Source organism: Pseudoalteromonas luteoviolacea NCIMB 1944 (genome assembly GCF_001625565.1).
GTDB lineage: Bacteria > Pseudomonadota > Gammaproteobacteria > Enterobacterales > Alteromonadaceae > Pseudoalteromonas > Pseudoalteromonas luteoviolacea_F.
Genome location: NZ_AUXS01000064.1, coordinates 276,129 through 299,671, shown reverse-complemented (window position 1 = coordinate 299,671; position 23,543 = coordinate 276,129). Strand labels below are relative to the sequence as shown.

The following is a 23,543-nucleotide window of genomic DNA, read 5'->3' as shown; positions in this document are numbered from 1 at the left end:
AGGTGATTTTTGCTTTCGAGGAACAGTAAAGCAAAGATTTTTATTCTAAGGAGAGTTATATGTTTAAGAAAACAGGCGCTTTGTTATTGGGTTCGCTGTCGCTGCTTATCACAGGCTGTGGAGGGAGTGATAGCACAGAGCCTGCACCTATCGACCCCCCTCCTGTGGTGGTGCAGCCTGATCCTAAACCTGATCCTGAGCCCACTCCAGACCCTGAACCTACTCCAGATCCGGAACCTGAACCTGAACCAGAACCAGAACCAGAACCAGATCCCACTGTGTTTATGGATGTTATCGAAGCGCAAGGAAAACAGCTTGTTACTGACTCTATTGCTTGGATTGACGAGCAGGGTATTGATTGCACCAATGCATCACAAAACCATGAAATGTGTGAAGTTCAAACTGTGAAGTTTAGCGATGGACAATTTAATCAAGATCGAACAAACAAAACACAAACAATACTTGTTTTAGACTATGGAATGGACTTTCTTTCGGCGTTGCGTTATCGCCCCCGAGTTAAAGCTACTTATAAATACGACCCCCAAACTAAGACATTTATCGCTGATAACCCGCAGGTTAGCTTATCTAAATTGGGTGTAAAACTGCTCCAAGACATTAACAGCTTTACCTTTACAGATGAGAAATTTACCAAGCCTCAAGAGGCATTTTTACCAGCGAGTTGGCTATCAGATTTAGCTGCAAAATATAGAGAGGTGGTCCCTGATGACAGGTTTGATAGAGTAACCAATAGAGCTTTTTTTAGTCATGGCACTAAGGTATTTGGTTATTTAGCACAGCACAATCCACATGCCGAATTTGTCCTAATTGACACGGCGTCATTTATCCCATTTACACAGCATAAAGACGAGTTGTGCGCCGCTGATTTGGATACGTTTTTGGCGCATATGAAAAGTGCAGCAAGCTCGCTAAAAGCAGATATTATCGATAGCCATGAAATTGAATATATAAATTACTCAGGTGGCTTTACTTTAGAAAGTGTTGGTAATGCCTTGAATAGTAATGGATGTAATGACGCACTTGATACAGAGCAACGGGTGCAATTTTTAAATGCAATGAAGCCTGTTTATGACGCGTTATTTGAATCACCAAATACGCTGGCATTTCATGCCGGAAACGAATTTGCAACACAAAGCCAAGATGATCTGGACCTAATCAACTATTCTAACAGAGTACGTGTTTCCCAATACTCTACAGGTGATAAAGACACAAGTATTACCAAGGGGGGGTTATCTGGTTGGCAACAAGTATTCGTTGATAATGAAGACAGTTTTAATGGTAATGAAAGTATCGACTTATATATCAATGTTGGGTACGTGCCAGAGAATGGCACCGGTAGTCATGCAACCAATAGTACTCCAAAATTCGATCCTGATATTTTAGGGATGAGATACCAAGCGGAGATGTCGCCTTTTGGCTCTTCTTGGACAACGCCCGTTGCAACGTCTTATGCACTTTACGAGCAGGTTCGATTGATGTCTGAGACACAGAGCACTTCTTTTGACCCGCAAAAATTAAAGTCCAGGCTTATCTCCAGCGACTGTAAAGATGTCGCAGAGCTGCAAGGCCATGAGGGCTTAACAAAGTTTATTGAAAATGGGCAAGGGCAGTGCAGGGTACAAGATCCTTTAAAACACAAAGCGGATGAGCTAAATCGTATTGGCTATTTAACTAGGTAGTAACCGAGACATTTACATGGGATGAGGTGTGTTCAGCACGCTTCATCCCATGTTCGTATGTTATAGCGATTCGGCTGATTTAACTATGTGCTTAGGCTCTGAACGCCAAGAGAATCGACCATCATAAGATTGGCACTCTACTGTTGTACTTTGAGCATCCGCTAAATATATTTGATTAGTTTTTGAAGCTGGGTAGCTGAAATAGTCACTGCATTTTGCACTTTGGCCCGGGCCAATAACCACTTGAGTGCCTACTTTTATTTTACAACTTACGAGCATGTCGAGAGGTGAGTAACTCGGACAAATGACATTGTCTCTACGATATTTTGAAATGGAACCTTTTGGCTTATCAAACGTCCACCATTTACCCAGTTTTGATCCTGAATATTCGCTATTCCAAGCACGCCAAATTGTTATTTCTTTAGTGGTTACAAAAACTTGACCTTTGCATAGTCCACCTTGTTCTGCTGGCAGTACAACACCTTTTGGTATCGAAGCCTCCGGAACAGCAGTAAGGCCTGGGGGGTTGTCTATATTGCCGACACATGAAGCTGTAGGCTGAGCTACTTCTTGCGTTGTTACCGAAGTAGAATTACAAGCGGCTAAAAGTAGCATACTTGATGATAGCACTGCTAAACGAACGAGTTGACTATGGGTACCCAAGTGGGCCGGTTTTTGTAATTTAGACATGCATTGTTCCTTTCTATGATAAACAAAGCCAGTTTAGTATGCCTGAACTAAAATGTATCTTTCAACCCATTACACATACATAGCGCGTAGTTCTGGTTTGATTGTAGTCAAACTAGTTTTTAGTGAATACATGTTGTGTTTTAGACTCCGAAAACCCCAACTTTAGATAAAAATGATGTGTTTCAATGCGTTTTTCGTTGCATCTGACCCTGAGCTCGGTGTTTTGTTCAATCGCAACTTGATAGACGTGTTCGACCAATTGTTTACCAATACCTTGGTTTCTAATTTTAGGGTCAACCACCAAACCGCCGATTTCATATATCATTTTGGATGCGACACGGTGGGCTTTGAAGGCATGTATCCAACCACCGACTCGACCGTTTTGGTCAAAAACCCACACATCGTCATTGTTTGATTCAAGTAAATACTCAAGCCGCAGTTGGGCTTGTTCCATTGAAGCATTTTCGTAACCCAAAAAATTGGATAAGTAGTGAATCTGTTGTAAGTCTGTCATTTTGGCCGTGCGTACATTTGCCATGAAATACTCCTTATCAATTGCAGCTGACGTCTTTTATTACTGTTGCTTAGTGCCAGAGGATATTAGAAAAAACGCTATGATTTCAATTGGAAAATATCGAAATGCTGATGTTTGGTAGCAGAACATAAGGATCTTATGAATTTAATGATATGTGAAACAAGCTGCCACCATTACTGGTATGATATACGAGATGCAGAGATATCGAATTATCGCCAGCTAGGTCTTGAATGCCCGAGCAGGTGAGCACACCCGCCGTTTTTAATGAGACAAATAAATGCAACAAGCAGAAATACAACAAAGCTTACAAGCACACTTTGGGTTCCCCTCTTTTAGAGCTGGGCAAGCAGAAACGATTGAGCAGCTGATCAACGGGCAATCAAGCTTGGCTATTTTCCCTACTGGATCTGGCAAGTCGCTCTGTTATCAACTCACTGCATTGCATTTGCCACACCTGACTTTAGTGGTATCACCTCTACTTGCTTTAATGCAAGACCAAATCGAGTTTTTGAATAAAAAGGGTATCGCAGCTGCGAGTTTAGACTCGACACAATCGTATGAGCAATCTCAGAATGTAATGCAAGGCGTAAGAGAAGGGCAGATAAAGATCCTTATGGTGTCCGTAGAGCGCTTTAAAAATGAGCGGTTTAGAGGTTTTATCAAGCAGGTAGCAATTTCTATGTTAGTGGTTGATGAAGCTCATTGTATTTCTGAGTGGGGACACAACTTTAGGCCCGATTATTTGAAGTTGCCGCAAATTCGCAGTGAGCTTAATATTCCGTTAGTGCTGTTATTAACGGCAACTGCAACAAAAAAGGTTAAACGTGATATGGCACAAAGATTTGCCATTAGCGAAGCGCATATTGTGCAAACTGGCTTTTATCGCTCAAATTTAGACCTCAGTATTTACGGGAGTACAGAAAGCGACAAGCTACCGACAATTTTATCTTTTTTATCCAACAGGCAAGATAGCGGTATTATCTATGTCACGCTGCAACAAACTGCTGAGCAATTAGCAAAGCAATTACAGGCGTCAGGCTTTGATGCTGTGGCTTATCATGCGGGATTAAAGGATGAGCTAAGGCAGCAAATTCAGCAGCAATTTATGCGCAATGAAAAACGTATAATTGTTGCGACTATTGCTTTTGGTATGGGGATTGATAAGTCAGACATTCGGTTTGTGATCCACTATGATTTACCAAAATCTATCGAAAACTACAGTCAGGAAATTGGTCGAGCAGGGCGAGATGGGGAGCCGTCTCAATGTATTACGTTGGCAAATCTAGATGGCGTGTCAACGCTTGAAAACTTTGTTTACGCAGACACTCCAGAGCTTGGCAATATTGAATTACTGATCAATGAAATTAGTACATCTACAGAGCAAGGCCTGTGGGAAATGCAAGAGCTGAGCGTATCTAAAGCCACTAATATTCGATTGTTAGCACTGAAAACTGCCTTGGTTCAGCTAGAGCTGCTAGGCGTCTTAGAAGCAAAATATGCATTTTACGCTGACTTTCGCTTTAAATGGTTACATACAGAAAGCAAAGTACTGAGTTCGTTTGACGCCAATCGGCAAACTTTTATTCAGCAGATACTTTCCCAAACTCATTTTAAAAAAGTGTGGGGAACTGTAGACATGGCTGCATTGGTAAACCTAGGTCTAGAGCGAAGTCGAGTGGTAGCAGCGCTCGATTATTTGCATGAGCAGGGTATGATCCTGCTCGAGTCGAAACGTATGATGCAAGTGTATCAAGTTGATACAGAAACATTAAACACGCCTGATCTGGCTGTAAAACTAAGTACTTATTTCGCCGACAAAGAGCAAAGTGAAGTTAAGCGCATAGCTGCAATGCTGCGCTTTTTTGAACTGCGAAACTGTTTATCTAATAATTTGGCGCGGTATTTTGATGATGAACAAGTACCTCAGAACTGCGGTCATTGCAGTGTCTGTCGAGGAGCTAGTGCACATTTACACTATAGCGAAGAGCCTACCTTTCCCGATGAACAGCAGCTCAGAGATGATATCTATGGACTTAAAAATCATTTGACACAAATCGGGGTGGAACCAACGCCAGCCATTTTGGTGCGCTTCTTAACGGGTATGACTACACCTTTGTCAACAGCGAACAAATTTAGGCAAAGATCGGGCTTTGGTAGTTGCAGTTTATTGAGGTACAAAGACGTTGAAAGCAAGTTGGAGAAACTTGGACTGAAATAGAGTGAGTCAGACGTTAAAATAAAAAAGAGGCCTCAATTGAGGCCTCTTTGTTCAGCTGACTAGAATTTTGTTTTTATAGTTGCCATGTAATGGTTGCGCGAATATCGCGTCCTGGCTCTGCAACACCTGTATCAATTGGGCCAAGTGCCGCATAGGTTGCATGGTCATAATAAAACTTGTCGAACACATTCTTGATGGCGACATCCAGTTTTAAGTTCTCGTTGTCCGTGATATACCAAGTTGCTTTTAAGTCATGAACACCATAGCCCACTTTTTCTGGTAATTGGGTATTGTCCCAGACATAGGTGCCAGCATCATCAAGGCGTTTAACCAGACGAGCTTGCCAAGCCAACTCTATGGAGTCGGTAAGTGAATAGTCAGCACCCAAGGTTAGAGTATCACCGACAGAAGTACCAATAGACCAGTCTTGATCGGAGATTGAAGTACCTGCAAGTGCTGGGTTTATATGTGTTTTCCACTCAGGGCTACTGCTATTAAATGCCAAAGACAGTGACACTTTATCAAAACTGTAGCGGGCATTGATGTTTAGCCCTTTATTCTCTAAATCACCGACGTTACTCAGGATGTGGGCGGCCTGTGTTTCGAGATTCTTTGCGGTAGAAACGGCATCATCAATCGTCGACACAAATACGTCAGCTTGTACGACTAGGTTATCACCTAGATATTTAAATCCGACTTCGATGTTTTCAGCGACTTCTTTGCGCAAGTTTACGTCATTATCATAATAACCAAGGACAAATAGCTCTTTTACTTTTTGACCTCGAACAGCTTTTGCGTAACCTGTATTAACTGATAGCTCAGGCGTAAGTTCATAAGTTAAGTTTAAGTTAGGGCTAAAGCCACTAGAGTCAAAGTTGTGACCGTTATCATCGTCTAGTTCGTAGTTGTCGTATCTTACACCTGTGCTGATCTGAAATTGATCTGTTACTTGGAAGTAATCTTGGATATAGATGCCCAACACTTTGCCTTTCTCAACACCGGATAGCTCATAGTTAGAACCAATGTCTTCTAATATTGCTTCGTCGCTTCTGTAGTCAAAGCCAGCCACAATTTTGTGGGTGTTATATAGCGCAATGTTCTTTATATCAAAACCTTGTGAGTCGTATTCGGCAAAATAGGTGTTTTGAACGACAATGCCCGCTCTATTTTCACCTTCAGGGTGTGCGTGCGTGATAGAGTTTTTAGTCTGATACGCTGAAAAAGCGATATCAATGAGATCGTCCTGTGGGGCGTAAAAATAATTTAGCGTATTCGTTGTACGCTCACTTTCTTGCGGCAGAGGCAGGTTTTTACGGCTTGGGTGCCAATGAGCGCGTAGTAAGCGTGTGCCATCATCGTGGCGTACATCATGGCTTAGGCTAAATGATTGTGTGTCAGTAATATCACCACTAATTTTAGCAAAGCCAACTTCTTGTTCAGACTGAGAGTAAGGGATTTCATCACCGTTTCCATCTTCCATGTTCTCTGTGTCACGCTTGATCAGTGATACCAATGCATCAATATCGTCAGTGACTCGACCATATACGGTAGAGCTTGCTTTGAAACCTTCACTGTTGCCGTAATAGCCTAGCTTGAATAAGGCGCCAAAATTTTCATCTGGTGCAAGCAAGTCTGAGGCACTCTTGGTTTTAAATCTCAGTGCACCACCTAGCGCGCCTGAGCCAGATGTGGCGTCCCCCGCACCTGCCACCACGTCTACTTGCTTGAGCAGTTCAGGCTCAATTGATAGACGACCTTGGTGGTGAAACAAATAGCCAGCTTGCAACGCGCCATCAATACTGACATTAAGCATGGTGTCTTCTAGGCCGCGAACATAAATCTTTTGTGCGACAGGGTTCGAACCACCCACCGACACTTGTGGAAGTGATCTGAATATATCTGACAGGTCATTCGCTTGAAGTTGAGTCAGATCAGTTTGGTCGATGATCATATCGGCGTCAGAAACTTTGCCGTGAACTTCGATGATTTCAATCTTTTGTTGTTGGTTGTCGGCTAAAGTAACAGGAGAACCAAAAGTTGCAACTGCCACAGCAAGGGCGATAGATGAGCGAGAAAAACCAAACTGCATTGGTGTGTTCCTTTATCTTAAATGAAAATAGTTATCAATACGCGTGTATTATTCATGGTTCTGTCCCAAAACAAAGCACTTTTACAACTGTTACATTTGCAGTGACATTTGGTGCTAATTTATGTGACTACGGTTGGCTTTAGAGCTCAATGACGATACATAATCCGGATTTGGGTGTGTTTTGCGCGTAGATGTGTCCGTTTAGGCGCTCCATTTGCCTTTTACACAGTGCTAGACCCAAACCAAACGAGTGACTATCAGGTTGCGTATGCGAATAACCATGACTGCGATAAAACGGTTGAAATATATCTTCTAGTTCACTCTCAGCGACACCAGGCCCATCATCTAATATTTGAATTGTGTACTTATCAAGTACAACGGAGATATGCTTTTTGGCATAACGGCTGGCGTTTCTGAGCACATTCTCTATGACCTGACCAAGCACACGCGCGTCACTATTGTGTTGCTGTGTTTCTGGCATGTTCAGCTGAAAGTGTAAGTGTGGGGCTTCAAATTTAACTTCTTCAGCAATGCAGTCGATTAAGTCGACGAGATCAAACGGGCTATTTGCAGTGTCTGTGTGTGGGCAAAAACGTTCGTTTTCGAGCCATGTTAATGTGAGAGTATTTTCGGCCAGCTCTCTCATGGTGTGGGTGTTTTTGGCTACACGAACAAGCATATCTTGTTGGCCTAATCCGGATTTGTGGCATTCCAACGCGGTTTCGATGCGCGCAATTGGCGTTCTAATTTCATGTGAAAAATCAGCGATAAACTGCCTTTGTGCGCGGATGGTGTTAGCGGTACAGTGGGCCATTTTGTCAAAGGTTGCTGCAATTTGTTTGAACTCTGTATCGCGACTTGAGATTTTGTCTCCCACTCGGCTGTCTAAATCGCCATCGGCGAAGGCGCGAGTAGTTTGTTCAAGTTGCTTTAGGGGTTTCATGATTGCGCGATATAGCAGCCAGCAAATGCCCGCAAGGACCAAAAATGGGATAAAAAATTGCAGCACTATGTAAGTGACCTTCCAGTAATTACCTGGACGCATATGACTGGGAAGCTGAATTAAAAAGTGGGTCTTGTCATCGGCAAAAGGAATGTCCATCACAGGATTTCGAGGGAAATATAAATGGATTTTCCAACGTACATTTCGACCTAGTGTAAACTCATCGAGATAGTATTGTTGAAGTTGGGTATCAGCCAATGGGGTCAGCTCTCGCTGCACGACCGCAGCCCAAGTATTATGCGCTTGCTCTATTTTTTTTACGTATGCACTCAAAGCCGCCATATCACCATTTAAGAACAATTGCTCTGCATGTTGGCCAAGTGCAATTAGCTCTTCTTGATGCTCAACTTTGATTTGACTCATTCTGAATTCGGTGTGATTAACCAAGTAGTCAATCACACCGAACAATATGATAGAACCAGCTATGACCAGCGCGCATAGGCGCAAAAAATAAGACGCTTTAAGGTTGAACATGCAGACGGTACCCTTTGCCATGTACGGTTGTGATCGACTCGGGGCTTAGCCCCACCGCGACTAGTTTTTTTCGAAGTCGACTCAAGTGCATATCTAAACTGCGGTCATAACGGCTAAATTGGCGTTCAAGTACACTCTGATAAAGAAATGCTTTACTGAGGGTTTCTTTGTGATTGTGAGCTAATTGCCACAACAACTTAAACTGAATTGCTGTGATATCTAGCGTCTCTTGGTTATAGGCGGCAAGCTGCTTTTGTCTGTCCAAGTGCAAGTCAGCCAAGACAATTTCAAATGGCGTTTGTGATTGGGTATGACTTGCGTGGACACGCCTTAAAATCGCTTCTATACGCAGTACCAGCTCATCAAGGTTAAAAGGTTTAGAAAGGTAATCATCCGCGCCTAAGCTGAGGCCTTTAATACGCTCTTGTTCAGCACCACATGCAGATAAAATCAAGACAGGTGTGTGTTTTATTTTTCTAAGCTGAGCCAAGATTTCATAGCCTTCCATACTTGGTAAGCGAATATCCAAAATGATGAGGTCATAATCGATAGCCAGCGCCTGACTAAGTCCTTGTTCTCCATCATGAAGACAGTCTACCTGATAGCCCCTGTTGCTAAGTAGCACACAGACTTGTTGATTGAGAGTAATGTCGTCTTCTACGACTAAAATACGGTTGTTCACAGATTTGTGTCTTCTAAAATGAGAATGATTGTATTTTAAGATTATTGTGCCTGTGTATACAATAGCGACAAGGTCGGATAGTAAACAGACGTGCGCTGTATGAGTTTTTTTCAAATGGAGTGAGATGTATTTGATTGAATTCCCAATGGCTGAAGGGGTTAACCAGCACTGGGGTATATCGCGAGGCAATAGGTAACATTGGAATACAGTCTCGGATACAAACTCATTTAAGGAATGACACATGTTAAGGTTAATATCAATCAAACTGTCGCTACTGGCATTTGTGCTCAGCTGCGTCGGAGGGCTCTTTTCCAGTGCCGTATTTGCGAAGAGTTATAAGGCGACCCATCATGCCATCGTATATGAAGGGCGAGTTAGTAAACATTACAATAAAGGCCAAGTAGAGTTTAACTGGCCAGGAACACAGCTTAAAACCAAGCTAGTTGGTAAATCACTTAAAGTTACGATGGCAGGATATGGTGATCAATTTGATGTCCTAGTGGATGGTGTACTGCACAAGAAAATTGTCACAGGGCAAAATGGTAACTTTGAGGAGCACGTCGTATTTACTCAACAGGATGTAAAAACGGTAGACATTGAAATCGTTAAACGTTGGGAAAACTACAGCAATAATACCAAAATTTTAAGCTTTTCAACTGATGGCCGATTAGAGGGAATTTGGCAGCAGCAACCCCATATTTTATTTATCGGTGACTCTATTAGCGCGGGCTTTGGCAGCGAGTCAACTAAGCGCCAGTGCACGTGGAGCGAAATTGTAAATAGCAGTAATGCCAGAGTAGCGTTCCCTTATCTAACTGCGTCTCAGTTGGAGGCCAGCTTTACTCAAGTGTCTTATTCAGGCCTAGGTTTGATCCGCAATTGGAGCGGCAATGATCCTCACCACAATTTGCGTACTTACTTTGACAAAGTAACGGCTGTGTTTGGTGACAATAAAGCTTATGAAGATACACATCCAAATTTGGTAGTGATAGAAGTGGGTACTAACGATTTCAGTACAGATCCTCAGCCACACGAGCCTTGGGAGACGATTGAGGACGTGAAAGCAGACTGGGTTTCGACCATGGTAGAGTTTGTTAACACTGTGCGCTATCGCTTTCCCAATGCACCAGTTGTTTTTATGCCAAGGCCTGCATATCCATATGACTTTATTATTCCGGCAACATTAGAGGCAAAAGCAAAACTAGAAGAGCAGGGAATAGATAAGCTGTACTCTCACACTTTTTCTTCACCATTAGAAGGGTGTATTTGGCATCCAACAACAGCTGAACATACCGATATTGCAAATAAGTTGTCGGCATTTATTCGAAACCATAATTTGTTGAACTAAAGGCTTAATCTGCCTGTTAAACCCATTAATTAGCGCTTTGTAATTGGTGGGTTTAACCACTCGAGACTTCATTTAATAATTTTGCCGCTGAGCACACTTGTTTACTGCCCAAGCAAGAATAATATGTGTTTCTCAGAACTGAAAAAGCCGCGTTAGGGCGGCTTTAAATTCAGCTACTGATCCGCCCAAAGTGGGGGAGAGCGACGTTGCCTAGAGAAACTTTTTATTGAGATAGCAAGAAATATCAAAAACGCCTGTCTGATATTTTCTAAAGTACACCTATCAACACAACACACACAGGTGTACTTATGAAAGTAACTAAAAAAATCATCATCAACAAACCCGCTGAGCAAGTATGGCATTTAATCGCCCACGAATTTGATAAGGCGCATTTATGGATGGGTCCTATTCCGAACTCAGTGGCTTTGGGAGCAGGTAAAGGACTAGCTGGTGCGCCTATGGAAGGACGTATCTGCGACTTAAATGCAGATCCCAATGGCGCTAAAGTCAAAGAGGTGATCACAGACTATAGTGAGCAAGGTAGATATTTGGCATTTGATGTCTTACCTGTCAACAACCCTAAAATTGTGCCCATTAAGCAAAACCATGTGCATATGTCGGTGCGTTCAGTCGGCCACAATAAATCAGAGGTAACTTGGGTTGCGTCCCCTCAGCTTAAGTTGTTTGCTTACCCATTTTATCCACTGTTGAGATTGGTATTTCCGATTGCATTTGGCAAACTGCTCACTGGTTTGAAAAAATATGCTGAAGAAAATGTGCTAATGTCAGACATGGCAAGTGCTTGAGCAATTCAGTAAAGAACTTTGAGGATTATGAGATGGAGCGGTTTTTTAAGAGCATTGAATATATTGAGTCACACTTATTTGAAAAAATCAGTGTGCATGAAATTGCGACAGCCTCACATTATTCAACTTATCATTACAGTAGGGTGTTTAAAGCATTGGTTGGAGATACACCTAAAGAATACTTGCGTAAGAGGCGCTTAACCTTAGCGGCGAAGCGCTTGCTGACAGAAGAGGTAGGGATATTAGAGCTGGCTATTGAATGCCAATTTGAATCTCAAGAAGCGTTTACTCGCGCATTTAAGGCGTTGTTTGATATGACGCCTGCACAATACAGAAAGATCAACGAACCATTTAGGTTATTGTATAAAAAGCCGGTAAGCCAAGATGACTTGGCATTTTTACAGAATAATATCAGCATGGAGCCTGAAATTATTGAGCAACCAGCAATGAAAATTGTCGGTATTGCAAATCAATATGATGACGGTGATTTAAGCTTACCTAAGTTGTGGTCGGGATTTAGACCATACAGAGATAAAATCCCCAACCGTGTTGGCAGTGATTTCTTTGGTATATATGAGAACTATGAGGAATCTGAAGACACCACGCGTTTTGTTTATATATGCTCAGCACAAGTTGAAAACTTCGACGATGTGCCAGAGGGCCTTATCACACGAGAGCTTGACGCCCAAACGTACGCTCGTTTTACCCATATAGGCCCGATTGCCAAATTAGAAGAAACGCTACGTTATATTTGGGGTAGCTGGCTACCAAAAAGTAGCTATGAGTATGCAGATAAACCGGATTTTGAATTACTGCCGGCAAACTTTAACGATGCTGACCCCAACAACAAAATCTACTTAAACATTCCAATAAAGCCCAAAGCCTGATCCTTCAGGCTTTTTTTTGCTCAATGAACAAGACAGCAAGAAATATCAAAAACACAGACAGCGCTTGGATTAATCTAACCACATAGAAGATTACATCATCATTAAGTGAAAGGTTTACATTATGATCAAGCGCGTATTAATTACAGGAGCAAATGCAGGTTTAGGTAAAGAGGCTGCGAAACAGCTCGCGGCTCGCCCTGAGGTAGAAGTTGTCTATTTAGGTTGTCGAAATCGAGAAAAAGCCTTTATTGCGCAACAAGAACTAGAGCAATTAACGGGGCGCAACATTTTTAAAATTGTTGAAATTGATGTCAGCGACACCAGCTCAGTTAAACGCGCTGTTGAGTCATTACCTCATAGTGTGGACGCATTAATCATGAATGCTGGTGGCACAGGCGGAAGGGACTTCTCGAAGTTAAATAGTGACGGTGTTACGCAGATATTTGCTGTGAACTTATTAGGACACAGTGTATTAACAGAAGAATTGCTAAAATATGGCAAGCTAACGCAAGTTGCTGTATATGCCGGTTCGGAAGCCGCTCGCGGTGTAACTGAAATGGGCATGCCTCGCCCCAATTTATCTACGTCGTCAGTGGAGGAGTTCACCACGATTTGTGATGGATCGGCATTTACCAAAAACCAAGATGCGACCGCACATTATGGGCCTATCAAGTATATGGGGGCGCTTTGGATGTCTGCCATGGCCAGACGACACTCGCATATCAAATTTATTACCATGAGCCCTGGTGCTACTACTGGGACAGAAGGGTTTAACACATTACCTGTGATCAAGCAGTATGCAATGAAAGGTATGATGCAAGTGATGTTGTGGTTGGGTAAGGTGCATCGCGTTGAAGAGGGGGCTGGGCGTTATTTGTCTGCTATTTTTGATACGCAGCTAATATCAGGTCAGTTCTATGCCAGTAAAAAAGGTCTAACGGGCACGGTGGGTGAGCAACACCTTTTGTTTGCAGATTTGAACAATAAGCAATATCAGGATAATGCGCTGCTAGCGATCGAAAGGTTTGGTGCTAAATAGGATAAAACGCCCACACTGCGTGGGCGATATATTGATGGCTATTTAGTAGGTAAGTATCCGTCAATATGCTGCTGTTTAGGGCCGGAGCCTTTACCGATGCATCCTGCACAGATCTGTTTGAGCAGTTTTTTGTCATTAATTCGGTATTTTTGTTGCTTTATCTTTGCGTTTTTCATAATTAGTCCTTTAGTCGTTATTAAGCGCAAAATATTGCGCCATAGTATAGTGTTGTTCAGTAAACGTAATGTGAATTACTCGCCATTAAACTGATCTTAAACTTGCTATTAAAATAATCATCAACTCGGTAATAAAAAATACCCGCAAATTGTACTTGTTTATAGCTGGCCTCATTCTTTTTCAACTGCTAGCGCTTTTTCTGAGCGATGAGCGTACACACTGGCGAACAAACAAATGCCTGCCAAACTCAGCAAAATAGAATTGTAAATTTCTAAATTATAATACATATGGGTTATCTCCCAAAGATGACTAACTTGCTCTTCCGGGAAGCCAAGCCTATCTAAATTGCGGATGAAGTTTTCACCAAATGCGTATATGTCTACAAAACAAAAAAGCATAAATACATAAAATAAGCTGTTCGCCATATCAAACAGACTTGGCTCTTCCCTTAAAAAATAAATAGCTGACTTTCTGCAATATAAACAGATGCATAAGTTTAATATTAATGAGGAGGAAAAATACCAGATGTTTTCCGTAAAGCCTGTATATTTTCCATATACAAAGTTATCTAATACCGCAATTATTACAAGCTCTATTAGCGTAAACAATAACAAGTATAGAATAAATACATTCATTTTAGGTAAATTAGTTGTTCTATAAAAAGCAAAAGCCAAACACGCTATAAATAAAATTCCCTCATAAATTGGCGTTTTCATGCTGTAAACGGCAAAACCAACCGCGATAAAAATAAGCAATAGCTTTGTAAATGGTTTCACTCAACCTCCTTGGAGTTCATCTGGAATAATCGTTACTGGCGGATAGTCAATGGCTACACTTTGCTGCCTAGGCCCTGAACCCTTACCGGAGGTCATTCCTGCAGCATATACCTGTTTAAGCTGATCTTTATTACTGATCAGATGTTTTTGTTTTATTTTCGTGCTTTTCATCAGAGGCCTCTAATTGGGATTCTTTTTCGATACAAGCGCTATTGTACTTTCCAGCAACTCCAGCCATGGAGGCCAAAAAACCGTACACATCTATCTTACACCCATTGTGTAATTTAGTTAACACACTCTGAGGAAACTCTGAAGTACCATTAAGGTAGTTGTTCATGGTACTGCGCGATACACCTGCTTTTTTACAGCCTTTTGAAACAGAGCCTTGTTTTGCAATGAGTTCTTTCCTTACATAGTGCCTCAGCTTTTCCCCGAATTTAAACGGGTCAATTTCATCCATAACATAAACACCATTTTACAAATTAAACACATGTTAACTTTCTGTGTTTGTTTTATCAACAAGTGTTGGCTGTGGCAATTGTGATTAAGTTGTCCAGATTCTGGCACAGTGGTTCTGTTAAATTGTGCTTATTCATTATTTAATAAACTTTGGAAGGAAACCACTATGGCTCATCATCACTCTATGGAATTTATACAATCAAGTAATAGAAGCCTCAGACACAATAGAGCCCTTAGGCATACGCGTGTCGTGGAATTTAAAACCAACTTGCAAAAATCCATTCGTCAACTGCGAAAAAGTAAAAAATTAACACAAAAGCAGCTTGGCCATATTGTTGGTGTTGATCAGGCAACGATAAGTAATTTTGAGTGTGGCAAGACAGTCATGACTGTGGATCTCGCCTTTGAGCTTACTTTAATTTTTGGTGTTGACTTCTCTATCGAAAATAATTTGTCAGCAGTAGAAAGTTCGGATGACAAGCGTACCTCTCATGGTTAATAAAAGTGATAGAACAATTGCCTGTTGGTGTAGCCTTAAGTAGTTAAATAAAAAGAGGTCAACCAAGATTTACAGGCAGTAGGTTAAAGGACAAAGACTTTTGATATACGCTTATTTATCCACAAAGCTTTAGTTGCATAAAAGTAGTTCATCTAATTGGCTTAAGTTAACGCAAAATACCAAGGCGCTGTCACAAGCGCTGTATAACTGTCAGATTAAAATAAAATTGATTAAGCGGCCTTTTGAACTGGCACATAAACCAGATTAGACCGCTTTCACGTTTCTGTGGGTATTCGCCATGTTCAAACCGCTTTTGTTTTTATAATCTTGCAGTTTGGCTAACAAACACTTCAAGCTTTTTATTTATAACTGCAAAGTCAAAGTTGAGAGCGGGTTACTTGAACAATAGCTACTCAGATTTAGTTGCAGGCTCTACTTTACAGGTGCAACCCACAGTATGCCCACGGACTTTTCGACAACTTTGACATGCGTGCCTTTAGGTAAGTCAGATTTACTTTTAATTTGCCATTGAATACCTGAGTATTGGTAATGGACTTGGTTCGATTCGGTCAAGTCCTGCTCTAATGTAAAGCTAATTTCAGCAAAATCACTATCGACGGGCTTGGTATCTTGCTGTGCTTGCATTGCTTTTAGGGGTTTCCATAAAAGCAGCGCTAGCACCGCAGTCAACAAGCCGTTTATCCATGCTGCATTGAGTAAGTTTGGCTCGACCAAACCAAAGTACATGAATGAACCACTGGCAATCAGTGACAGACCTAGAAAAAACAACACAAATGTTGAAAACCCTAGAATGATCACTTCAATACTGAGTGCTAACAAGCCAAAAATAATTAAAGCTTGAGGTAAGTTTTCTGTGAAATAGGTCATGTATTACCCATTCTTTTGACTGTTTAAGGTGTTGATTATCGACATGCCCTGAGCAACCAGTGAACTGGCATCTGTTCCATTGTCTGGTAGCAGCACAACTGAAGACTCTTTTGCAATCGCTTCTTTTGCTGCAATTGCCTTGGTTGCCAAATCGAGTTGAATGGCTTTTTGACCTTCTTGTGTATTAGCGGCTTCACCCACTTTTCTCAAGGCATCTGCTTGAGCTTCTGCAACGGCAATAATGGCTTTTGCTTCACCTTCGGCCTTTAATATTTGCTCTGCTTTTTCAGCTTCTGCTGCTAAAACCTGAGCTTGTTTTTTACCCTCTGCAACGTTAATTTCGGCCTGACGATCACCCTCTGATTCTAGAATTTGTGCACGTTTAACACGCTCTGCTTTCATTTGCGCTTCCATGGCTTCCATGACTGAGTTGGGCGGCACAATATCTTTGATTTCGTAGCGCAACACTTGAATACCCCACGGTTCTGATGCGGCATTAATCGCAGTCACAATATTGGTATTTAACATATCTCGTTCTTCAAAGGTCTTGTCCAGCTCCATTTTACCCAATTCACTACGCATAGTGGTTTGAGCTAACTGTGTGACCGCGAACACATAGTCATCGACCCCATATGTTGCTTTATACGGGTCGAGCACTCTGAAATACAAGACACCATCGACTACTAAAGAAATATTGTCGCGCGTAATCGCGGATTGAGAAGGGACATCGGTTGCTTGTTCTTTCAAGCTTCTATCAGCCGCTACTTGGTCAATAAAGGGAATTATAAAATTCAAACCCGCTTCTTTTGTTGATTGGTATTTACCAAAACGTTCAATTATCCAGGCGCGATTTTGCGGTACAAACTTAATTGAGCCTTTTAAAAGTACAATAACAAAAATAAGTAAAACGGCTTCAATGGTAAAAAGAAAGTTCAGTATCGTTGTAACTGGGTCCATAAGATTCGAGTCCTTTTATTGCTAGAGTCTTTACAATAGCATGATGTTGTTAAGAGTAAAAATAGCCCACCTTTTGTGTTGCAAACGGTATTATTTTATATGGTTAAACTACATAACAAATTAACGAGTGTTAATTGTCATTATTTTGTTATACAGGTTACCTATCATAGATACTAGAAGCAGATACAATCAAATGGGGCCTTTGTACCATGACCGCGCAGTACTACGAACAAAACGCATTGAAGCTAGCACAGATATACCAGACAGACTGCTTTGAATCATTACACGCAAATTGGCTTACCCACCTTAAACCCTATCTAGTTAAAGAGCATTTGAGCTTCCTAGACATTGGTGCCGGTGCGGGCAGGGATGCTAAGTTTATTGTCGAGCAAAATAGAGGCGCAGAAGTGGTCGCCGTTGAGCCTGTTAGCTCTATTAATCGATTAGGTCAGGCTTATACACGAGAGCTGCCGATTATTTGGTTTCGTGACGAGTTACCTCGTCTCGTTAAAGTGAAAAAGCAATACGATACCTTTGATATTATTTTGGTAAGTGGGGTGTTCAACTATCTTGATAGCCATGCTTGTATTCAAGCGCTTTTAACTATTAGGCAATTGCTTAAACCTCAGGGGTTGTTAGTGATCAAGTTGCGACACTGTACTGACGAGCAGCACCTTGAGCTTCGAGGTCTCACTAATTTTGATACCGAAACGCTTGTAACTATGGCCCAAAGTGCTGATTTAAATTTGGAATTTATTACTGATAAAGAACAGGATGCTCAGGGACGTGCCCACACAACTTGGCAAACACTGCTGTTTAGGCCAATATAAATTGGCTTTTCAACATGAAAAATAAAGGGCTGCTCATTACAAGCCGAGAATTTCTTTTTTGTTACTTGCTGACCATGCAGTATTTGCTGCATCTTTTTGGTTTAGCCAAATATAGTCTGTATGCTCTTCGGGGCACAATTTGACTGCAATATCGTTTGGAACACAAATGCTAAAAACGTGTTCTGAATTGATTTTTGCACCGCTTTCATAACGATGTCGCCATTGAGGGCGAATTTCATATTGATTAATAACGTCATGAGCTACTATTTCAAGGCCTAGAGCATGCGCATCAATGCCGGTTTCTTCCTTTAACTCACGGTAGGCAGTGGCCAATGGTGCTTCACCTCTATCTATACCTCCGGTAACTGATTGCCAAAACTCAGGGTCGTCTTTCCTTTGCAGCAATAGAAATTGTTTATTTTGATTGTATATAACGACAAGAACAGAAAACGGTTGGCGTAACATTTCTTTTTCCATGGAGATAGGTACCAGATTATTATACCAAGTGATACGTATACGAGGGAGTGCTTGGGTTCATTTACAAAGCAAAAAAAAAGGCAGGCTATCGCCTGCCCAATCTCCAATAGCAATAATCTTTGCCAAGGAAATACCCAATAAACCAACATCCTTATCAGTAAGCTCTACTTCTCGGGAGTTCTAGGAGTTACTTAATTAATTAAGTGGTGTCTCCAAAGGAACAACTTCATCCTACATGGATGTTTTCAAAATGTAAACCATTTATGATGAAAAACTTCATATGTAACTTAAATGCACCTTTTGTTTTTATTTGTTGTATTTTTATGCGTTTTTTCATATGGATTTAAAAACTTCAATATTTACAATGTTATATGGAGTTGTGATTTCTATTGTTGATTTTAGTAGTTTTATCGGGTACTTTCTTTTTTTATTTAATTTATTGATTTGTATGGTTAATAAAAACCAATAAATTTATTCATATGATGTTTTTATTCCAAAATGTTAAATAATTGTTTTTTGATTGTGTGTTCCAATCAAATTTTGTTGTATGCATTGCCGGCTAAGCTGTGGCTTGTTGAAAAGAAAGTAATGTGATGAATGCCATACATGTGAGAAATTCTTAGCCCAAGCTTGGTTTTCATTCTGTTCTATACCATGCTTAGACTGGGGTGGAAGAAAGTAGTGGCGTTATGTTTATAGCAGGTTTGTTGTCGGTAGTGGTTGTGATGTCACCAAGCGAAATGTTCATGACCCTCAATAAAATAAAAGAGCTCAATAGTCAAAACCCGCAACAAGCCGCGTATGTATTTAGTTCGATACAATCCAGATTACCTAAAAAGCCTAGTCGCGGATTATTAGAGCTCTATCTTGTCGGCTTGGAGTCGGGTGTTAGAGTCAATGATGCTGCTATCGTACAGTATATTGTGTCTATATTTGAACGTGATAGTTGGCAAACTGCTATAGAGGGCGCTGAGCTAGATGTTGCAACGGCAGTGGCAATCTATCACAGGCGTATTCACGACTACAGCTATGCTGAGAGATTGAACGAATGTGCTATTTCGTATGCGGTCGACCCTAAAGAGTTTAGCCGCGTTGCTAACAATATGGCTGTCGTATATCGATATAGTGGCCAGCCACAAAAAGCGGCAAACATTCTAAAAGAGTCTTTAATGTTGGCTGAAGACAGAGAGGTTATAGCGAATATCAAGAATAACCTGGGCAACATTTATTTTGACCAAGAAAAGTATCGCCATGCTCAACTTATGTATATTCGCGCATTTCGATTTCATTCCGAAATGGGGCAATCAGCTTATGCCGCTGGGACTGGGTTAAATTTACTCAACACGCAAATTTTTTTAGGTGACTGGAATAGCTTCACGCGATTTCGCAGTTCAGTTGCTTTAGAAGTTGAGCAAAGTGGTCAACCTGCTTTCAAATTGTTTTTCATGTGGCAAAATTACCTGTATGAGTACATTAATTCAGGTGTTGATCTCACCAGTGAAAGAGTTCACGCATTAATTGAATCAATCCCAATATTGCTCAAGAGTGAACTAGGACCCTCTCTCCAGTTTTATTCAAATCTTTTAAAGCGTGAAGAATTAGCTCATTCATTGCAAAAAGAGCTTAAAAAAACACCTGATATCAAACAAATAAAGTCTCCAACTGGAAAAAGAGTTAAGCTTGGAAGGCTATGCTCTTCGAGGATCATTGCAAAAAAATACTTCTCTGACCGTTAATATGAATTGAATTTGGTTAAAAAAAGGTCAATAATTCAGTTTCCGTATCAGGAAAACTTGTAAAGGAAACTATAATGAAATTAGTAAGAAACATTGCTGCGTTGTCTTCAATCTTATTGCCAACGCTATCTATTGCCGCAATTCCCTATCAAAACGAAGAATATCAATTTACTCAGCCCAATGGTGAAGTTGTCTCTGTCTTTTTACAGGGTAATACCTATTATGCAGAGCAAAGAACACGCTCAGGCAAGCTGGTTATATTTGATGACAAACTCAAAGGGATGGCTTATGCATCAGTGAATAAGGCAGGAACAGGCCTTGTCTCGACAGGGGTATTAGTTTCAGACTTGGACGAAGCGAAAAGTGGGATAGTAAGTATTGCCTCAGGCCCAGAAGTTGGATTATCAAAAGAAGCTATTCAAGCATTAGTAGAGCAGAAACAAAGTGAATTGCTACCAGCTCTTGAAAGTCCACTACTTGTCCGTACGCAAAGCACAGATGTGTCGGCACAGGTGACCGGTCAAATCAAAGGGTTGACGATAATAATCGACTTCCCGGATGAGCGTGGAACCATTTCTAAATCACAAGTAGAGCGCTTTTTAAATAATCAAAGCTACACTGAGTTTGGTAATGCGCAATCAGTACGTGGTTACTTTTTAGAAGTATCGAATAACAAGCTTGACTACACCAACACGGTCACAGCGTATTACACAGCGAAAAAGAACAAAGCTTATTATGCTGATTCTAGCCTGAGCTCAACGGTGCGTTCGCAAGAGCTGATTAAAGAAGCGTTGGATTGGCTAGAGTATCAGCAAGGGTTTGATTTTTCTACTTTATCTACTAATGGTAGTAGTCAGATCCGCGGTTTAAATATCTTTTATGCTGGTAATTCTGATAGTGCGTGGGCTAAGGGGCTATGGCCTCACATGGCAAGATTGAGCCCTAGGTTTTGCGCTGATGGAGTGTGTACGGATCGATATCAAATTACGGATATGCGTGCGAGCCTTTCAATAGGTACGTTTGTACATGAGTCAGGACATTTAATTACAAATTGGCCAGATCTGTATGATTACGATGGCAGCTCTCACGGATCTGTGGCCAGTTATGGGGTGATGGGTTTTGGTGCAATAGGTACCACCAATAAATTTAGGCCGACACCGCCTGTTGCGCACTTTAGAGCGATTGCAGGGTGGGATACAGTAACAGAGCTTAACCCAGCTGTAGATGCGAATGCACCGACTGGTCGTTTAAGTCATACATCAGGCAGCCATACATCTTATAAGTGGACCAATCCAAGTAATCGAAACGAAGCATTTTATATCGAGGCAATCCACAAATCAGGTCAAAATAAAGAGCAGCCTAGCCAAGGTTTGGCAATTTGGCACGTAGACTCTAAAGGCAGTAACTCTAACGAGTGGTACCCATACATCCAAATGGAGCATGCAGATGGTAATCGCGATCCTGAAAATAAAGTAAATCGCGGTGATAGCACGGATCTTTACGGAGCCGCTGGTGAATTTAGCAGCGTCCTGCCGAATAGTTTGTCGTCACGAGGCACAAATGCATTGTGGTGGAATGGGTCTGACTCTGGGCTATCTATATCAGGTATCTCAGATCCTGCACAAACCATCTCATTTGATTTGGATTCGTCTGTTGTTGAACCTCCAAAAGGTGAGACTTATCGCGGAACTCTCGCCAATAAAGCCCAACAGATCCAACCTAATGGCAGCTGGTTTCAGTATGCAGGTGGTGTCATAAAGCTTGATCTAAATGGCCCAAGTAATGCGGACTTTGATTTGAAATTAGAACGCTGGCAAGGTGGTAGTTGGCAAAGAGTCGCTATTTCTGAAACGCCCACGTCGGTAGAATCGATTTCTTACAATGCGACAAGTGGTTACTACCGTATTGTTGTTTATTCTTACGAAGGTGCTGGTGACTATACGTTAGTTGTAAATAAATAAGGTGTTATACACTTAGCTCACAATCAACAGTGGATCTTGACCGTCCAAGGCAGGTCCACTTTGAATATTTAACGCTCATATTCCTGTCTCAATATTTTTTGCACATTTCCTTGTTACTTCAATAATCGGTTGCTGCAACTTCACTTTATTTTTGTGTGATAAAGGTAAACGAATTTCAAAGGTTAAAATTTAGTAAAATATTTGTTTGATCTGAAATTGAAAATCATTATCATTATTACCCGTAAAGGGGACTTTGTGGTTTAGCGTGCTTTTTACACACAATATGATTAAGGAGTAATTATGTCTCGTAGATTTCTACTAACCGGCGCGACAGGCGTCGTGGGGCTCTCAATAATAGAGCTTTTATCCCCAAATGATGAGATTGTTATTCTAGTTAATCAACGATCTTTTAGTGACTTACCTCAAGGGGTAAGCCAGCAAATTCAGGGTGATATACGTAAGGCCAATTTTGGTTTAAGTGAAGAGCAAATAGCACAACTAGAGGGGGTAGAGTGTATTGTGCACAGTGCGGCACTTACTGACTTTACTGCCGATCCAGATGTATTGGCTGGCATTAATGTGGCGGGACTGCAGCATGCCATCCAATTATCCGAACAGCTCAATGTACCGCTTATCCATATTAGTACTGCATTTGTAAAAGGTCGAAATGGTCATGATTTTAATAATTATGAGCAAAGTAAGCGTGAAGCAGAGGCATGTCTGAGTGAACATATTACAGTTGTTCGTCCGTCAGTGATTGTTGGCGACAGTACGCTCGGATTGATGCCTAAAAAGCAGGGGATCCACAATATGCTCAAGCTTGCGACGAAAGAAGTTATTCCAATAGTACCGGGGGACGCCAATACGCTGGTTGACGTTATCCCAAGAGATATCGTGGCCAAGTGTATTTTAACCATTGTTGATAAAAAGCTGACAGGAGAGTTTTGGCTCACTGCTGGTGGTCTTGCCAAGACTTTAGGGGATTTGTTGACACTGGGTGAAGATGAGGAGATCACCTCACAATATCCAATCGGTTTTAAAGCGCCAAAACTGATGAGCCCAACCACCTTTGAGCGACTGGTTAAGCCTGTTTTTATGCCAGCACTACCAAAACGCTTTAAACGTATGTTTGAAGAAACTTCTATTTACTTAAAATACCTAGATATGTCTGAAGGGTTTCAATCTGACGTGCCCAAGTTGGCGGAAGTAGCAGGTGAATGTTATGAATTTGACGTGCGCCATACTCTGGCAAAAAACTTGGTTGCTTATGATCAAACTCACCCGTTGATCACTGAATTGTCAGGAGCTGATTAAC

At 41.3% G+C, this 23,543-nt stretch carries 22 protein-coding genes; 11 read left to right on the top strand and 11 right to left on the bottom strand.

The features are described 5' to 3' along the window. Positions 1–59 precede the first annotated feature (59 nt). Positions 60–1,697, top strand: coding sequence for a hypothetical protein (locus N483_RS22105; protein ID WP_023397993.1), 1,638 nt, complete (start codon positions 60–62; stop codon positions 1,695–1,697). Between the two features lie 60 nt (positions 1,698–1,757). On the opposite strand, the gene N483_RS22100 is transcribed toward N483_RS22105, so the two are convergent. Next, a complete protein-coding gene (locus N483_RS22100; protein ID WP_023397992.1) occupies positions 1,758–2,387 on the bottom strand; it encodes a hypothetical protein in 630 nt (209 codons plus the stop codon). 112 nt (positions 2,388–2,499) lie between these two features. Beyond that, on the bottom strand, positions 2,500–2,925 hold the full coding sequence (locus tag N483_RS22095) for a GNAT family N-acetyltransferase (protein WP_023397991.1): 426 nt from the start codon (positions 2,923–2,925) through the stop codon (positions 2,500–2,502). Positions 2,926–3,199: 274 nt separating this feature from the next. Between N483_RS22095 and N483_RS22090 the strand changes: the two genes are divergently transcribed. Further along, positions 3,200–5,140 carry a RecQ family ATP-dependent DNA helicase gene (locus tag N483_RS22090; protein ID WP_023397990.1) on the top strand — a complete coding sequence of 647 codons (1,941 nt, stop codon included), beginning with the start codon at positions 3,200–3,202 and terminating at the stop codon, positions 5,138–5,140. A gap of 73 nt (positions 5,141–5,213) precedes the next feature. On the opposite strand, the gene N483_RS22085 is transcribed toward N483_RS22090, so the two are convergent. The 3 genes from N483_RS22085 to N483_RS22075 form a co-directional block, all read right to left on the bottom strand. Next, the gene (locus N483_RS22085; protein ID WP_023397989.1) at positions 5,214–7,229 is read right to left on the bottom strand and encodes a TonB-dependent receptor domain-containing protein; all 2,016 of its coding nucleotides are present in this window, start codon (positions 7,227–7,229) and stop codon (positions 5,214–5,216) included. A 139-nt stretch (positions 7,230–7,368) separates the two neighbouring features. Beyond that, the gene (locus N483_RS22080; protein ID WP_023397988.1) at positions 7,369–8,706 is read right to left on the bottom strand and encodes a sensor histidine kinase; all 1,338 of its coding nucleotides are present in this window, start codon (positions 8,704–8,706) and stop codon (positions 7,369–7,371) included. Further along, positions 8,693–9,388, bottom strand: coding sequence for a response regulator transcription factor (locus tag N483_RS22075; RefSeq protein WP_023397987.1), 696 nt, complete (start codon positions 9,386–9,388; stop codon positions 8,693–8,695). Before N483_RS22075 ends, N483_RS22080 begins: the two co-directional genes overlap by 14 nt. Before the next feature lie 241 nt (positions 9,389–9,629). Between N483_RS22075 and N483_RS22070 the strand changes: the two genes are divergently transcribed. The 4 genes from N483_RS22070 to N483_RS22055 all read left to right on the top strand — a co-directional run bounded on the left by N483_RS22070 (position 9,630) and on the right by N483_RS22055 (position 13,468). After that, the gene (locus N483_RS22070; RefSeq protein WP_023397986.1) at positions 9,630–10,736 is read left to right on the top strand and encodes an SGNH/GDSL hydrolase family protein; all 1,107 of its coding nucleotides are present in this window, start codon (positions 9,630–9,632) and stop codon (positions 10,734–10,736) included. 308 nt (positions 10,737–11,044) lie between these two features. After that, the gene (locus N483_RS22065) at positions 11,045–11,542 is read left to right on the top strand and encodes an SRPBCC family protein (protein ID WP_023397985.1); all 498 of its coding nucleotides are present in this window, start codon (positions 11,045–11,047) and stop codon (positions 11,540–11,542) included. 32 nt (positions 11,543–11,574) lie between these two features. Beyond that, a complete protein-coding gene (locus N483_RS22060) occupies positions 11,575–12,429 on the top strand; it encodes an AraC family transcriptional regulator (RefSeq protein ID WP_023397984.1) in 855 nt (284 codons plus the stop codon). Between the two features lie 121 nt (positions 12,430–12,550). After that, entirely contained in the window at positions 12,551–13,468 is a 918-nt protein-coding gene (locus N483_RS22055) for an SDR family NAD(P)-dependent oxidoreductase (protein ID WP_023397983.1), read from the top strand. Positions 13,469–13,506: 38 nt separating this feature from the next. On the opposite strand, the gene N483_RS27130 is transcribed toward N483_RS22055, so the two are convergent. From N483_RS27130 to N483_RS22045, 3 genes are all read right to left on the bottom strand, one after another. Continuing rightward, positions 13,507–13,644: a hypothetical protein gene (locus N483_RS27130; protein WP_023397982.1), complete on the bottom strand. Its 138-nt coding sequence runs from the start codon at positions 13,642–13,644 to the stop codon at positions 13,507–13,509. A gap of 171 nt (positions 13,645–13,815) precedes the next feature. Continuing rightward, positions 13,816–14,421, bottom strand: coding sequence for a hypothetical protein (locus tag N483_RS22050; RefSeq protein WP_023397981.1), 606 nt, complete (start codon positions 14,419–14,421; stop codon positions 13,816–13,818). A gap of 130 nt (positions 14,422–14,551) precedes the next feature. Continuing rightward, on the bottom strand, positions 14,552–14,881 hold the full coding sequence (locus tag N483_RS22045) for a helix-turn-helix domain-containing protein (protein WP_023397979.1): 330 nt from the start codon (positions 14,879–14,881) through the stop codon (positions 14,552–14,554). A 165-nt stretch (positions 14,882–15,046) separates the two neighbouring features. Between N483_RS22045 and N483_RS22040 the strand changes: the two genes are divergently transcribed. Then, the gene (locus N483_RS22040) at positions 15,047–15,379 is read left to right on the top strand and encodes a helix-turn-helix transcriptional regulator (protein ID WP_023397978.1); all 333 of its coding nucleotides are present in this window, start codon (positions 15,047–15,049) and stop codon (positions 15,377–15,379) included. A 432-nt stretch (positions 15,380–15,811) separates the two neighbouring features. Here N483_RS22040 and N483_RS22035 read toward each other — a convergent pair whose 3' ends face one another. Both N483_RS22035 and N483_RS22030 read right to left on the bottom strand, forming a co-directional pair. Then, positions 15,812–16,267 (bottom strand): NfeD family protein, encoded by a 456-nt coding sequence (locus N483_RS22035; RefSeq protein ID WP_023397977.1) that lies wholly within the window; start codon positions 16,265–16,267, stop codon positions 15,812–15,814. A gap of 3 nt (positions 16,268–16,270) precedes the next feature. Continuing rightward, positions 16,271–17,224 carry an SPFH domain-containing protein gene (locus tag N483_RS22030; protein ID WP_023397976.1) on the bottom strand — a complete coding sequence of 318 codons (954 nt, stop codon included), beginning with the start codon at positions 17,222–17,224 and terminating at the stop codon, positions 16,271–16,273. Between the two features lie 209 nt (positions 17,225–17,433). Here N483_RS22030 and N483_RS22025 point away from each other — a divergent pair, with 209 nt between their 5' ends. Next, complete coding sequence (locus tag N483_RS22025) at positions 17,434–18,054, top strand: class I SAM-dependent methyltransferase (protein WP_023397975.1); 621 nt, start codon at positions 17,434–17,436, stop codon at positions 18,052–18,054. A 36-nt stretch (positions 18,055–18,090) separates the two neighbouring features. Here the strand turns inward: N483_RS22025 and nudB are convergent, their stop codons facing one another. Beyond that, positions 18,091–18,531 (bottom strand): dihydroneopterin triphosphate diphosphatase, encoded by a 441-nt coding sequence (gene nudB / locus N483_RS22020; protein WP_080672546.1) that lies wholly within the window; start codon positions 18,529–18,531, stop codon positions 18,091–18,093. A 689-nt stretch (positions 18,532–19,220) separates the two neighbouring features. On the opposite strand from nudB, the gene N483_RS22015 reads away from it, so the two are divergent. The 3 genes from N483_RS22015 to N483_RS22005 all read left to right on the top strand — a co-directional run bounded on the left by N483_RS22015 (position 19,221) and on the right by N483_RS22005 (position 23,542). Continuing rightward, the gene (locus N483_RS22015) at positions 19,221–20,267 is read left to right on the top strand and encodes a tetratricopeptide repeat protein (RefSeq protein WP_023397973.1); all 1,047 of its coding nucleotides are present in this window, start codon (positions 19,221–19,223) and stop codon (positions 20,265–20,267) included. A gap of 74 nt (positions 20,268–20,341) precedes the next feature. Next, the gene (locus N483_RS22010) at positions 20,342–22,228 is read left to right on the top strand and encodes a M6 family metalloprotease domain-containing protein (RefSeq protein ID WP_023397972.1); all 1,887 of its coding nucleotides are present in this window, start codon (positions 20,342–20,344) and stop codon (positions 22,226–22,228) included. A 300-nt stretch (positions 22,229–22,528) separates the two neighbouring features. After that, positions 22,529–23,542 carry an SDR family oxidoreductase gene (locus tag N483_RS22005; protein ID WP_023397971.1) on the top strand — a complete coding sequence of 338 codons (1,014 nt, stop codon included), beginning with the start codon at positions 22,529–22,531 and terminating at the stop codon, positions 23,540–23,542. Position 23,543 lies beyond the last annotated feature (1 nt).